Origin of the sequence: Corynebacterium kefirresidentii (assembly GCF_016599755.1) — a bacterium.
GTDB classification, from domain to species: Bacteria; Actinomycetota; Actinomycetes; order Mycobacteriales; family Mycobacteriaceae; genus Corynebacterium; species Corynebacterium kefirresidentii.
In genome coordinates this window covers 724,107-737,295 of record NZ_CP067012.1, presented here as the reverse complement: position 1 = coordinate 737,295, position 13,189 = coordinate 724,107, and the positions used below count along the sequence as shown (strand labels likewise).

Annotated in this window: 10 protein-coding genes; 2 read left to right on the top strand and 8 right to left on the bottom strand. The window is 55.8% G+C overall.

The window, feature by feature from the left end:
* Positions 1–52 precede the first annotated feature (52 nt).
* The 7 genes from obgE to I6I12_RS03630 form a co-directional block, all read right to left on the bottom strand.
* Positions 53–1,585, bottom strand: a complete 1,533-nt coding sequence (gene obgE, locus I6I12_RS03655) for a GTPase ObgE (RefSeq protein ID WP_200288738.1) — start codon at positions 1,583–1,585, stop codon at positions 53–55.
* Between the two features lie 1,804 nt (positions 1,586–3,389).
* Positions 3,390–3,524: a hypothetical protein gene (locus I6I12_RS12075; protein WP_023020938.1), complete on the bottom strand. Its 135-nt coding sequence runs from the start codon at positions 3,522–3,524 to the stop codon at positions 3,390–3,392.
* Between the two features lie 36 nt (positions 3,525–3,560).
* Positions 3,561–3,740 carry a hypothetical protein gene (locus I6I12_RS03650; RefSeq protein WP_023020937.1) on the bottom strand — a complete coding sequence of 60 codons (180 nt, stop codon included), beginning with the start codon at positions 3,738–3,740 and terminating at the stop codon, positions 3,561–3,563.
* Between the two features lie 1,422 nt (positions 3,741–5,162).
* Positions 5,163–5,222, bottom strand: a complete 60-nt coding sequence (locus tag I6I12_RS11975) for a hypothetical protein (protein ID WP_234288187.1) — start codon at positions 5,220–5,222, stop codon at positions 5,163–5,165.
* Positions 5,223–5,997: 775 nt separating this feature from the next.
* Complete coding sequence (rpmA, locus tag I6I12_RS03640) at positions 5,998–6,276, bottom strand: 50S ribosomal protein L27 (RefSeq protein ID WP_005324079.1); 279 nt, start codon at positions 6,274–6,276, stop codon at positions 5,998–6,000.
* 42 nt (positions 6,277–6,318) lie between these two features.
* Complete coding sequence (rplU, locus tag I6I12_RS03635) at positions 6,319–6,624, bottom strand: 50S ribosomal protein L21 (RefSeq protein WP_005324077.1); 306 nt, start codon at positions 6,622–6,624, stop codon at positions 6,319–6,321.
* Between the two features lie 226 nt (positions 6,625–6,850).
* Complete coding sequence (locus I6I12_RS03630) at positions 6,851–10,687, bottom strand: translation initiation factor IF-2 N-terminal domain-containing protein (protein WP_200288737.1); 3,837 nt, start codon at positions 10,685–10,687, stop codon at positions 6,851–6,853.
* A gap of 202 nt (positions 10,688–10,889) precedes the next feature.
* Here I6I12_RS03630 and I6I12_RS03625 point away from each other — a divergent pair, with 202 nt between their 5' ends.
* A complete protein-coding gene (locus tag I6I12_RS03625) occupies positions 10,890–11,657 on the top strand; it encodes a hypothetical protein (RefSeq protein WP_200288736.1) in 768 nt (255 codons plus the stop codon).
* On the opposite strand, the gene arsB is transcribed toward I6I12_RS03625, so the two are convergent.
* Positions 11,654–12,718 carry an ACR3 family arsenite efflux transporter gene (arsB, locus tag I6I12_RS03620; RefSeq protein ID WP_200288735.1) on the bottom strand — a complete coding sequence of 355 codons (1,065 nt, stop codon included), beginning with the start codon at positions 12,716–12,718 and terminating at the stop codon, positions 11,654–11,656. The genes I6I12_RS03625 and arsB overlap by 4 nt on opposite strands.
* A gap of 109 nt (positions 12,719–12,827) precedes the next feature.
* Between arsB and I6I12_RS03615 the strand changes: the two genes are divergently transcribed.
* Positions 12,828–13,178 (top strand): ArsR/SmtB family transcription factor, encoded by a 351-nt coding sequence (locus I6I12_RS03615; protein ID WP_023020933.1) that lies wholly within the window; start codon positions 12,828–12,830, stop codon positions 13,176–13,178.
* Positions 13,179–13,189 lie beyond the last annotated feature (11 nt).

The following is a 13,189-nucleotide window of genomic DNA, read 5'->3' as shown; positions in this document are numbered from 1 at the left end:
AGTCTACAAAGCGCCCCCTCTTATACACCCCAAGAAGAGGGGGCCTACCGAGCTAGCCTTGCCACCTATCCCGATTAGCACCCTCGCGAGTGACCTCTTCGTCGGTGCCGTAATCGTATTCATCGATAAGACCACGGCGTGCCTGAGAGGCACGCTTGCGCTCGGCGGCGGAAACGCGGCTAGTGCCCTTCAAACGGGCGTCCTCGCCGCGGCTGGCCATCGTCGGATCACCGCCAGTCATCGGCTCCCACTCGAAGGTAATGCCGCCGATCGTCACCGGACAGCCTTCCACAGCGCCCTGCTCGCGCAGCTCTTCCTCCACGCCGGCCTTGGCCAAGCGGTCCGCCAAGAAGCCCACTGCCTCATCATTTTCAAAATCAGTTTGGGTAATCCAGCGATCAATCTTCTTGCCCTCAACAATGAAGCCACCCTCGACCTCAGGGTCGGCCTTCACGGTGAAATCAGCAAATACACCGGTATGCTTCTTATGGCCCTGGGCCTTGGGATGGATAACGGTGTGGTTCTTATCCTTCTTTGGCAATGGCTGGGCCTTGCGATGCTCGGTCACCATATCCATGAGCCGGAACTTCAGCGGATCCAGGCCCTTGCGAGCGACGGCCGAAATAATAAAGACAGGCCAGCCAAACTTCTCTTCCAGATCACCCTTGACAAATTCCGCCAGCTCTTCGGCCTCAGGCACATCTGCTTTATTCAAGATGATGACGCGGGGGCGCTCACGCAGATCCCCTAAACCAGTATCTTCCTGCAAAGCCCCTTGGTATTTTGCCAGCTCACTTTCCATCGCCTCAATATCGGAAACGGGATCACGGCCGGGCTCAATGGTGGCAGTATCGACCACATGGGCAAGCACCGCCGTGCGTTCAATGTGGCGCAAGAAATCCAGGCCTAGGCCTTTGCCATCGGCCGCGCCTGGGATAAGCCCCGGCACGTCCGCGATAGTAAAGGAGCTATCTCCCATATCCACCACGCCCAGGTTCGGCTGCAGCGTAGTAAAGGGGTAATCACCGATCTTGGGCTTCGCGGCCGACAAAACCGAGATAAGCGAGGACTTACCAGCCGATGGAAAGCCCACCAGCCCTACATCCGCCATGGACTTCAGCTCGAGGATAAGATCATGGGCCTGGCCCGGCTCACCCTGGAGAGCAAAACCCGGTGCCTTGCGGTTCTTTGAGGCCAATGCCGCATTGCCTAGTCCGCCGAAGCCGCCTTCTGCGGCCACAAACCGCGTTCCCGGAACGGTAAGGTCCGCCAAGGTTTCGCCCTTTTCAGTGCGGACCACCGTGCCCGCCGGGACCTCCAAAATCAGGTCCTCGCCGCGAGCACCATTACGCATATCGCCGGCTCCATTGCCGCCGCGTTGCGCCTTAATATGCGGGCGGTAATGGAAATCCATAAGCGTATGGATTTGTTCAGAGACCTCGAGGATGATGTCACCGCCGTGACCACCATTGCCACCATCCGGGCCACCCAATGGCTTAAACTTCTCGCGGTGGACAGACACACAGCCGTGTCCACCGTCACCTGCTTGCAGGTGCAGGACAACGCGGTCAATAAAACGTGCCATGGTCAAATCCTCCGTGCATTGAATAGTTGTCCTACTCAGTGTAATGCGTATCCTGGGCTGGACTCCAACCGTTTAACATAATGTGAATATTGAATATTCTTATTAGGAGGACTTGGATTTTGCTAGGTAGACACCTAGTACCCCGCTTGGTGGAGAAGAAATGAACTGTACCACCATGCCTAAATACTCCGAACAACTCAAACGTGGTGCTATGGTCCGCTCAGAGTACATTGAAGTCGCCCGCTTCCTTCAGCTTCAGCGAGGTTTGTTGAAAACGTTCCCGCCTTTATTTTCAGGCCCACTAACACGGCACCAGCAAACGTTCCGGCACTAGAGCTTTGCGCGATATTGCCTATGGGTGAGGGCCAATTTCGAGCGAATCCGCCAGGTAGAAAATCATAGAGTTGCACGAACAACAAGATATTTTGCAAAAGGCCGCAAATTCTTTTGAGCAAAGAGACATGTGGACAATAGAGAATGTCTGATGGTTTGTAGGCAGATTCCCAACCTGCATGAAGAGTTAGACCAGAATGACTACTGCGACACGACCAGATCTAAGCTTATAAGACCACGACTCATGCAATTGATAAGAAGCTTCTTGCCCACCCTAAAATTGCGAAACACATTGACAGCCTAGAAACGACCACCACGGCTGCCAATAACCTAGTTCGACGCACGTTACAAACCGCAATGACCAGAGACTAAAACTGCCGCCGAAACCGACAATTACCGCAACGAGCCGTACAAAGACAGCGGACAGTAACTACAGCCCAGCCACATTGATATCCCTATGAGATTACCACTCGTTTAGTGGACCCTAGTCGTACGGATTTTGTGCCCGTAGGAGAAAATGATCATTGTGAGCTAACAGCGCAAGAAGTACACGCCGGAATATCGGCGCAAAGCCACGAACCTAGTATTCGAGTAAGAGCGCCCGGTATCTTATGTGGCTAAGGAAATCGGTGTTTCCGCCGAGCTTTAGACCAGCGGGGCATACTCGAGCGTGAACAAACCTCCCGGCTGATGCGCTTGGCCGACAATTCTGGCAAGGCAAAGGACGCTCACCTATAACAACGCGCAAGCCCAACGCGCCAAATTTGCGCCAAACCTAGCCAACCATGAGTTTAAACCCCAATGCCCCTACAAACTGTGGATGACCGACATAACAACCGCGCGCACAAAGAAAGGCTTTGTGTACACCGCGATTGTCACTTATACGTTTACTCAACACATTGCCGGATCGTCGTAATCAAAATCCATGCGCACCGAAGCATTGCCGCTGCATGCTTTCAACCCAGTGATCTTATCCGCCAAAGAAAAACAGGTTCGGTGCACCATTCCTACCCCGGCTTGCTGTAAGACTACGTTGTCTACAACAAACAGCTTCCCCGGCAAGGAATCACTCCTTCCACCGGAACTGTCGGGAACTCTTACGACAATGCTCTAGCCGAAAAATTTTAATGGTTCCTACAACCATGAACTCATCCATACTCACAGTATGTGATAATGCTGCCGATGCGGAACCTCCAAAACCCAAATGGTGTCGTGATGGAACAAAACCAAGCTCCACGAAAAATTTAAGACACCCAGACCCAGCCGAGACGGAAACCGAATTATCCAAACCAGAACCCACCACAGGAAATAATAAAACCCCAAGGCAAAAGCCAGGAACAAAACTCGGGCCACTTCAGTACCGAAAAATTTACCCCACTTGCCCTAAGCAACATTGCTAGTCAGGCAAATGGGGTAAATACGCAGTAGACCAAGTATCCTTTTGACACCTGCGGTCTACTTTGGCAGGTTCTTAAACGAACATACCAATGAGCTGGGAAGCGCCGTCAGCAATATTTACAAACGGCTCAACAATAGCCTTAACAACCTCTACGACTGTATTGGAAACGCTGGATAGCTCGGACACAACGCTGGATAGCTCGGACATTTTGACTCCTTCAGGAATTAGGATACTTGAATTATTTTATTCGGACTCGGACAGCGGGTTGATCACATCAACAGCATTTTCAAGATTCTTGCCAGAGAAGATCTCGGTCACGCCGGACAGAATCTTGTACCAACCTTCTTGGGTGTTGACGAAGTTGTCCAAGTGAAGCTGGATGGTGGATAGGTAATCCTGGATGGTCGACAGGTCAAAGTTCATACTCATACTCCTCGGTATCCTCTGGAGAACTTTCAGCCCAGATAGGGTTCGATTGCAGGACCGCTCTCACGTCCCACTAAAGGTATTCTGCCATAAGGTGACAATTCCGCAACAGAAATTCTGCTCCACAAACTAATTGCACCCCCTTTCAACTAGGAAATCATAATGCTAACCCAGCCTCAGTTAAGCCTATACTCATCTTTTGGGAATTCAACAGCGATTATGTAGCCCGCCTTTCAATTAAATTGAAGGATAGGTTAAAAGAGATAAACGCGTAGGTTAACTATCCGCGTTCTAATTTAAAAGTCTTTATTTTTACCTAGCGCCCAAGCACCCCCAATACCCCCCCTTATAGGGGGTTAATCTGTACGCTTTATTCCACTGAACAGTTGGCTCTTCTTAATAGCTTCTCTTCCGATTATGTTCCTGCGGGCCTTTTACACGTTGGCAAATCAGCTTTTTATCCTTTCTGACGTGCCGCAAATCCCCAACTGAGCGACCGCTCTCTACAGAAATCAGTGGAGATCCCTTAAGACAACAAGGGTTTCCCTTGCGACACACTATACGTAGGGATATTTTTATTTGATTCCATCTGCTGGCCTACAACCCGTCAGGTGTAGACCACATCCTTCACCAAGTCTGCATTGGCGCCACCTACACGGCAGCTGCTCCATACCTACCATGCACTGCACGTCATGAGCATCGCTCCCCGTTAAGATCCTACTTATATGCCAACAGCCTACACAGAAATATAAGAGTATGTTACGAGATCTAGCGGCCACATATACCGCAAGTCTCTCTTGCTAACCTCCTTCAGACCGCTACCATCTGACTCAGACGTCAAAGGGAACGAGCTACCCCAGCTACAACAACGCTGTCCTACAACAAGGTGGTGCAATAATCTTCTGAACTCAAGATAGCAATTGTTTTAGTAAACCCTTTGTTTACTTCGGAGGCACTACATAGCGTATGGTTCGCTCTACTTGAGCGCCCATTTGCAGACTGGTTATCAACACCTAGGATGAGATCAGCTACACAAAGACCTGGTACCGCCCAGTCGGAAATCATGACCGTAGGATCGACATACCGCTTGCGGGCGCGCTTCGCGTGCCACGAGGTCGACGTTGCGCGTGATCTCGACGTAGTGCAGCAGCGACTTCTTTTTCGACTCGTATTTAGCCTGGGAAAAACAAAGGTTGATAGCTCCTTTCAGGACACACGTACGTAGCCTCATCACCGGGATAGCAACTACGCAACCACCCGCACATCTGCTGCGGCGAGTACCTATCTTTCACCATCGCCCAGACCGTCTCACGCAAACGTGGATTGGCATCAATCCTGCGCTTCCGGCGTAAACGTACTCGACGCCGATTTACGGTGCGCATATGTGGGAAGATACACCCCAAACTCGTCCCGGTTACGCTAAAGCTTCTTGCTGATAGTGCTAGCAGAGTGCTGAAAACGCCGAGCTGTCTCACACACGCTTTTACCCTGCCGGTCAAGATCAAAGATGAGCTCACGCTTTCTACCGATAGATAACGCGAAGAAATATGCCTATCAATTCGCTCTTGTGGAATAGCCAGGCCTGGGGCTGCTTGGCGGCCAACGACATACGGGATTACCTACATAAGCTTGTTATACAGCGCCAAATCCGGGCCAGCCGGGACAAAAGCACATGCCCAGTGGAAATTTTAATAACGCCTGGTCCATATCAGCAACATCACGCGGATGAATTCCACAAGCTAAAGCTACATCTTTGAGACCTACACATTCACACAGTTGCATATAACCACACCGGCGCGTAGTTACACATCTTCGCGAGCATGCGCATTGCGCTTCCACAACCCAAGCTCATTACCAGTCCGATAAACCGGACTAGAGCTTATGGAAAGCGGGCGCACAAAATGCATCGGTTCCACACCTTCAAGCCGCAATCAGGCTATCGCCTGACTGTCACACAGCTAGTACGCCTGCGATGATTGCGCGGCAAGTCCAACTCACCAGCAGGCCGATAAGCAACAGACTTTGCTAAACCATCCACACCAGCAGCCACTCAGAATGAACCACCAACCTGATCAACGCTGCAAACGGCGACATAATAGGAGAAACTGGACCCAATTCGACTCCACACAATAACCCCACCGACAACAGGTGTTCCCCGAGAAGCAGAATCCGAGAGCCCTTTTACAACAGAAAATCCCCAAGCCCTTCACACTGCTGTGGGACGGACTCGAGGATTAGCCTAATCGGACTGAAGTTAAGCAGTCGCTTCTGCAGCAACCTCTTCAGCCGGGACGATGTTGACCATACGACGGCCACGCTTGATACCGAACTCAACGGAGCCAGCTGCAAGCGCGAACAGGGTATCGTCGCCGCCGCGGCCTACGTTCTCACCTGGGTGGAACTTGGTACCGCGCTGACGCACGATGATCTCGCCGGCATTAACCTGCTGACCACCGAAGCGCTTGACGCCGAGACGCTTAGACTCGGAATCGCGACCGTTGCTGGAGCTGGAAGCACCCTTCTTGTGTGCCATGTGGTTTTCCCTCCTTCAGGGATAATTACAGCCGGTTAAGGCTTACTTGATACCGGTGATCTTCAAGGTGGTCACAGGCTGACGGTGGCCCTGACGCTTCTTGTAACCAGTCTTGTTCTTGTACTTCAGGATATCGACCTTCGGGCCCTTACCCTGCTCAACGATTTCTGCGGAAACAGAAACCTTCTCCAAGTCGGAAGCCTTGGACTTAACATCGGCGCCATCGACGAGCAGAACCGGGGTGAGAGCTACGGCAGAGCCTGGCTCACCCTCGATCTTCTCGACCTTGACGAGGTCACCTTCAGCAACCTTGTACTGCTTGCCGCCGGTCTTGACGATCGCGTACATAGAGGGTTACCCCTTATCTAAACTCGCTCGGAAGCAACCGGGGAGGCCGCGTTCCGAATGGACACTTACATATTGCGTTTAGTTCTCGCGCGAACATGCCCGTACAACTCACTGAGTGAGTGTCGGACTGATCCAGCGCTGTGAGTACTAAACAGCGACTGTCAAAGACTACCCTGTAGCGGGCACAAAATACAAACCACGCTTTTCGTGCCCGCGTGGCGTAGCCCTAAGACTTGCTTCGCCGTGCTACGCGGCGCCGCCCGCGCCCAGATTTAGCTGAGGCTTTTTCTGGGTGGACTCCGCTCGCCGCAGACTGCTTCTGGGCACCGTTATCCTGTGCCTTTGGGGCCCTCGCTCTTGCCGACGTCCCCTTTTTGCGCACCGCCCTCTTCTTGCCACGGCGCAAGACCTTGGAATCGCTCGAGCCCGCCCGGTTCCCAGAACCGGTGCGCTCCGGCGAGCCTTCCTGTCGCGTCGAACGGCCCGACTCGGCCTTCGTTGCCTTCGGGTTCTCTGCTACGGCTTTCTTAGGGGCAGCCTGACGCACGGCACGGCGACGCCCCCGCCCCTTGCCGCCGGGGCGCCCAGCGCGCGTAGTGCCTACGGCCTTTTCATGTCGCTGCTCGGCCGAGCCGCCCGCCTGCTCGTGCTCCTGCGTCTTCTCCTTTACCTCGTGTGGCAGGCGCGAGGAAACACGGCTTTGGGCTTGTTGAGTGCGCACCGTGCGACGGCGACCACGCCGGCGGCCCTTTCGCTCCCCGCGCGAGTCCTTCTGCCCCTGTTGTGCTGCGGCCTCGCTTGCGTTACCGCCATCGGATGCGGGTACCGCGTGATCGGCCTTGGGTACGGCAGACTCCTGTTCACCGGCAACTGCGAATTCCTGCGGCTGTGGACGCCTATCAGAACGCGAATTGCCGCGTGTGCGGCGCTTGCGGCGCGGGGAAGCTTCAAACTCAGCTACGGCTTCCTCATAGGTCTTGCCTGCTGCAGACTCCGGGGCTTTCTGCTCGCTGCCTGCGCCAGCGCGTGTGGCCTTAGCGCGGCGCGTCGCCCGGCGCGGCTTCTTGCCACGTTTGGAGCCCGCCCCAGCATCTGGGTGGGCCTTAGCGATGGCACCCGAGTCCGCGTCCGTATCCGCATCGGGGACGTAGGAATTAAATTCCTGTACCTCGTCGCTTTCCGCAGCATTATCCGCCGCAGCGTATGCGATGGCCTCGATATCGGATACTTCAGTCTGGGTGTGCTTGCGAGCCCGACGGCGGCCACGGCCGCGTCCGCGCTCCTTAGCGCTGTCTCGGTCTCCGCTGTGCGTGTTCTGATCAGCGTGCGGCTCGTCCGCACCGCGCTCATCCACAACGACGTTAGCTACGAGATCCTCCAGCGACGTCTTTGCGGATTCCCGTGCGGCGTCTTCGCTCTCGGTGCCGTAGACCGGCGCCTGCGTTTTCTTAAAGCGCTTGGGCTTGGAATCGCTTTCAGGGGCGTCATCAAGCTCGTGCTTATGCATCGCCACCGCAGCCGGGTGCTGCTGCGGATCATGAGTCTGCTTTTTGTGCGACTTGGACTTGCGCCCAGAGTGCTTCGCGCGCGAATCGTCCTCAGCCTCGTCCACTGGGTACTGGTGAATGATGATCCCGCGGCCATGGCAGCACTCGCACTCGGTAGAGAAGGTCTCCACCAGCCCGGTGCCAAGGCGCTTACGGGTCATTTGCACCAAGCCCAGAGAGGTAACCTCAGAAACCTGGTGGCGGGTGCGGTCGCGGCCCAAGGCCTCCTTCAAGCGGCGCAGGACCAAGTCCTGGTTTTCTGGCAAGACCATATCAATAAAGTCCACCACAATCATGCCGCCCAAATCACGCAGGCGCATCTGGCGCACGATTTCTTCGGCCGCTTCGAGGTTATTGCGGGTTACCGTTTCTTCTAGGTTGCCGCCAGAACCGGTGAACTTGCCGGTATTTACGTCGATGACGGTCATGGCTTCGGTGCGGTCAATCACCAGCGTGCCGCCGGATGGCAGCCATACCTTGCGCGAGAGGGCCTTATGCAGCTGCTCGTCAATGCGGTGGACCTCAAAGGCATCCTGCCCGCCGTGGTCCTTAGCGCGGAAGCGCACCACGCGATCCGCAAGGTCAGGCGCCATGGAATCGACGTAGGCGCGGACGGTATTGAACGAACGCTTGCCATCGACGACGAGCTCGGTGAAGTCCTCGTTGAAGAGATCGCGCACCACTTTGATGAGCATGTTCGGCTCTTCGTACATGGTCACCGGCTTAGCGCCCTTGGAAGACTTTTCCTTCTTGGCGTGGGCGATGATGTCCTCCCACCGGCTGTGCAGGCGATTGACGTCGGTAGCGATCGCCTCTTCCGAGACATTTTCGGCAGCGGTGCGGATAATCGCTCCCCCATCGCCCGGCACCACGCGGCCCAGGATATCCTTCAAGCGCTTGCGCTCCGGGGCGGGCAACTTGCGGGAAATGCCCGCGCTGCGGCCGCCTGGCACATAGACCAGGTAGCGGCCGGCAAGGGAAATCTGGGTGGTCAGACGCGCGCCCTTATGACCAATTGGATCCTTGGCCACCTGAACCAATACCTGATCGCCGGACTTCAGGGCGTTTTCTACCTTGCGGGCGCGCCCATGCAGCTTGGTCTTGCGCCAATCGATTTCACCGGCGTAGAGCACGCCATTTCGGCCCTGTCCGATATCTACGAAGGCCGCCTCCATCGACGGCAGGACGTTTTGGACGCGTCCTAGGTAAATATTGCCAATCAGCGAAGCCTGGGACTCGGTGGTAACGAAGTGCTCGACCAGCAGGTCATCTTCTAGCACGCCCACCTGCGTGATGATTCCGGCACCATCCTCGCGCTCCTTATCGCGCACCACCATGGTGCGCTCCACGGCTTCGCGGCGGGCAAGAAACTCTGCCTGGGAAACAATGTGCTGGCGGGTGCGGCCCTTTGCGCGCAGTTCCGCGCGGCGGCGCTTTTGGGCCTCGATGCGCGTGGAGCCACGGATGGCCTTCGGCTCGTCAATGTATTCGGGCTCGGTAGCCTGATCCTCACGGTTCGAGCTAGCGCCGCGTCCGCGGGAGGCGCCGCGGCGACCTCGACGACGAGCCTCGGATTTACCAGAACCACGGCCGGAGCCCGGCTGCTCACTCACTTCCTCGGCAACATCGTCGCTTTCGGAGTCATCGCCGAAGAAATCTTCCTCCGCAGCGTCTGCAACTAGTGCGAAGGCCGCTGCATCATCTTGCTGTGGGGCCATAAAGATCGGCGCAAAGTCATAGTGCCCGGATTCTTCCTCAGATTCAGCGCGCGGGACAATGTGCGGGGCGTAGTAGTCATCCTCGAAATCCTCGCCGGCCTCCGCAAGCGCTTCGTGCAGCTTCGCCGCATCAACTGTGCCGTTATCGAGTGCACTCGCCGGCGCTTCTTCCACCTCATCCGCGGATTCCGCCGCTGCGGCGTCTTCGGCAGCTGAGTCGGTATCGGCTGCGGCCTTGGCGAGTGACTCTTCTACCTTGTCTTCGATTTGGGAGATCTCATTATCCACGTTCTTGCGCACGCGGTGGCGCAAGCGTTCTTCGTCTTCCGCGGGCTGCACCCCCGCTGCGTCGGTCTCGGCCGAGTCTTCGGACACTGGGGCTGCGGATTTGCGAGTGGCCTTGCGTGCGCGCTTGGCGCGCTTCTTCGCCGGCTTCTTCTCGGGTTGCTTGCCTGAATTATCTTCCTGCGGTACAGCAGCATTGTCTGCGGACTCCGTGTCCGGTGCGGCGGTGGAGGCTTCGCTGGTATCGCCAGAGGGGGCATCGCCAAGCGCCGCGGCTTGAGCCACAGCATCGAGCACCTGGCCTGCTTCCTCACGGGTGAGGGAGCTTTGCGCGCTCTTTTTTAGCCCCATGTCTTTGAGCTGCGCCACCAGATCGCGCGAGGCAAGCCCCAGCTGCTTGGCAAGGGCATAAACGCGGACCTTGTCTTTGAGCTGGCCGCGGTCCAAGTTCTGGGCCAAAGACGCCGCCGCCTTGAGGTTTTCAGTTGTTTCTTGAGAGTTCTGTGCCACCATGTTCGGGCTTACTCCTGTACTTCGTCTGTTTCAGGCGCTATCTCGGGCGCAGGCACAGCCATGGACTGTACCGCCGCCGCGCGAGGCATTTAGCGCGCTATAAAAGTTTGTGGGTATTAAGTTATTACGCGTCTCGTACGCGCTCATTACCATTGTGTCACAGAAACGCAGCCAGGCTGTCAGGCGGTGTTATGTTGACAGGGTGGCAGAACTAGCACGAATCCCCGCCCGCGAGCTGGCGCAGTATCGGCAGCGCAATGAAATCCCTGTACGCTCGGCGCTTTACTTCGGCGTACCGGCCGGCTTTGCCATTGGATTCGCCAACACCGGCGTGGATTATATGCTGGTAGGAGCCGGTATTTTTGCCATCTTTGCGGTGCTGGGGTTAGTGCACCTCATCCGCAACTACCCACGCGGCATCAACGCCGCGCGGGAGGAGTATCGCGAGGGCGACTATCCCACCATTGCCTATATCGCCCCGCTTATCCCCATCGCCGCGCCGCTGGCCATGGCTCCACTAAGTGCAGCCGGGCTAGTGCCGGAGGTAGAACTTGCCCCGCCCATTGCCGGTGTCCTGTCAGGGGCGTGGTGGGCGTGCGGCTTGCCTTTGGGGCTGTGGGCAATGTTTTCTCAATCCTTTCGGATTGGCCGGCGGCGCATTAACAAGATCCTGGAAAAGGATCCGCTTGAAGGAGTAACCGAGGCTCGCCTAGTGCTTGCCGACGCCCACGTGGACACCCTCACCGCCCTCATAGCCGCCGGCGCGGTGCAGGGAAATACGGTCTCCGCTAAGGCCCTGTCCACATTCATGCAGGTCGATCTCGACCTAGTATGCGAGAACCTTGATGAATTGGCACAGGCGGGCCTAGTGAAACTTGACCGCATCGCCTTGCGCTCTGCGCCCAAGGATTGGCAAAACACCGTCACACCGACCGGGGTTCGTTGCCTCTACCAATTGGGCAAGCGTTAACGCGGCAAGCTTTCGTCTCCTGGAAATAGCTTCGGCCCTATCCAGAGCATGACGTACACGAGTCCCACGAGCACGGGAATCTCAATGAGAGGTCCGATGGTGCCGGCGAGCGCCTGTGCAGACGCCGCTCCAAAAGTGCCAATGGAAACCGCGATGGCTAGTTCGAAATTATTACCAGCTGCGGTAAACGCAACGGAAGCGGATTGCGCGTAGTTCATTCCCACGACCTTTGCCACACCCAAAGCTAGGAAAAACATTCCAACGAAGTAAATGACCAACGGAATCGCAACCTTGATCACCGCCGTGGGCTGCGCTACCAACTGTTCTCCCTGGAGGGAGAATAGCAACACAATGGCATATAGCAAGCCGATCATCGCCAAGGGAGATACTGCCGGAAGGAAGCGGTTTTCAAACCATTCGCGGCCTTTGGCTTTCTCACCCCAGACCCGTGAGAGGACACCAAGCAGCAGTGGCACTCCCAAAAATACGAGAACCGCCGTGACGATGGACCAGAAAGAAAAATCAGCAGAGGTGGTATCCAGGCCTAGCCAACCAGGAAGAACCTGCAGGTAAAACCAGCCCATAACGCCAAACATAGCTACTTGGAAAACGGAATTAATAGCCACGAGAACAGCGGTGGCCTCTCGGTCGGCACAGGAGAGGTCGGACCACACCAGGACCATTGCGATACAGCGGGCTAACCCAACAATAATCAGGCCGGTTCGCAGCTCGGGCTGGTCGGCAAGAAATATCCACGCCAGGGTGAACATCAATGCAGGCCCCACCAGCCAGTTCAACACAATCGATACCACCATCAATCGGCCGTCGGCAGCAATGTCTCGGGTCTTTTCGTAGCGGACCTTAGCCAGAGGCGGATACATCATGACTAGCAGACCCAGTGCAATCGGAAGAGAAATACCGCCTACCTCTAGGGCAGATAGTGCTTCTCCAATACCTGGCAGGAAGTGGCCGATCAATAGCCCCACAGCCATGGCCATGATGATCCAGACGGGCAGGAATCTATCGAGAAATGACAATTTTGGGCTTTGCGGAATGGCCATAGCTCTCCTTGCGCGACGAGGAATTCACATTTCAAGGCAGTACTTTAATCACCCATATTGATACTCGTCAATATAACGGAGTAGGAAGCAGCCTCCTTATACTGTGTGCATGGACTCCTCCCCTAGCAATGCTGATAACACCCCCGACGGGCAGTGCTGCTCCCTGAGCAGTGGCCCGCTCAGCCAGAGCGATTCCTTGCGCTTTTCCCAGCAATTTAAAGTACTTGCTGACCCAGCCCGGCTTCGCCTGCTGTCCATATTGTGTGATGAGGGCTGCGGCCCGATGAGTGTTACGCAGTTGACCGAGCTCTCCGGGCTTAGCCAACCGACGGTATCTCATCACCTCGGCAAGTTGAGGGAATCCGGCCTTTTAATCAAGCAGCAATCGGGCCGTACCGTTACCCATCGAGTGCAAAAGGAAGCCTTCAGCACGCTGCGCCAATTACTCTCCTTCGATTAGGAGAGCTCCAG

Bases quoted from the DNA above. Each gene is read 5' to 3' on its own strand.
- obgE (WP_200288738.1), bottom strand. From the start codon at position 1,585: ATGGCACGTTTTATTGACCGCGTTGTCCTGCACCTGCAAGCAGGTGAC.
- I6I12_RS03615 (WP_023020933.1), top strand. From the start codon at position 12,828: ATGGACTCCTCCCCTAGCAATGCTGATAACACCCCCGACGGGCAGTGC.
- arsB (WP_200288735.1), bottom strand. From the start codon at position 12,718: ATGGCCATTCCGCAAAGCCCAAAATTGTCATTTCTCGATAGATTCCTG.
- I6I12_RS03650 (WP_023020937.1), bottom strand. From the start codon at position 3,740: ATGAACTTTGACCTGTCGACCATCCAGGATTACCTATCCACCATCCAG.
- rplU (WP_005324077.1), bottom strand. From the start codon at position 6,624: ATGTACGCGATCGTCAAGACCGGCGGCAAGCAGTACAAGGTTGCTGAA.
- I6I12_RS03630 (WP_200288737.1), bottom strand. From the start codon at position 10,687: ATGGTGGCACAGAACTCTCAAGAAACAACTGAAAACCTCAAGGCGGCG.
- I6I12_RS12075 (WP_023020938.1), bottom strand. From the start codon at position 3,524: ATGTCCGAGCTATCCAGCGTTGTGTCCGAGCTATCCAGCGTTTCCAAT.
- rpmA (WP_005324079.1), bottom strand. From the start codon at position 6,276: ATGGCACACAAGAAGGGTGCTTCCAGCTCCAGCAACGGTCGCGATTCC.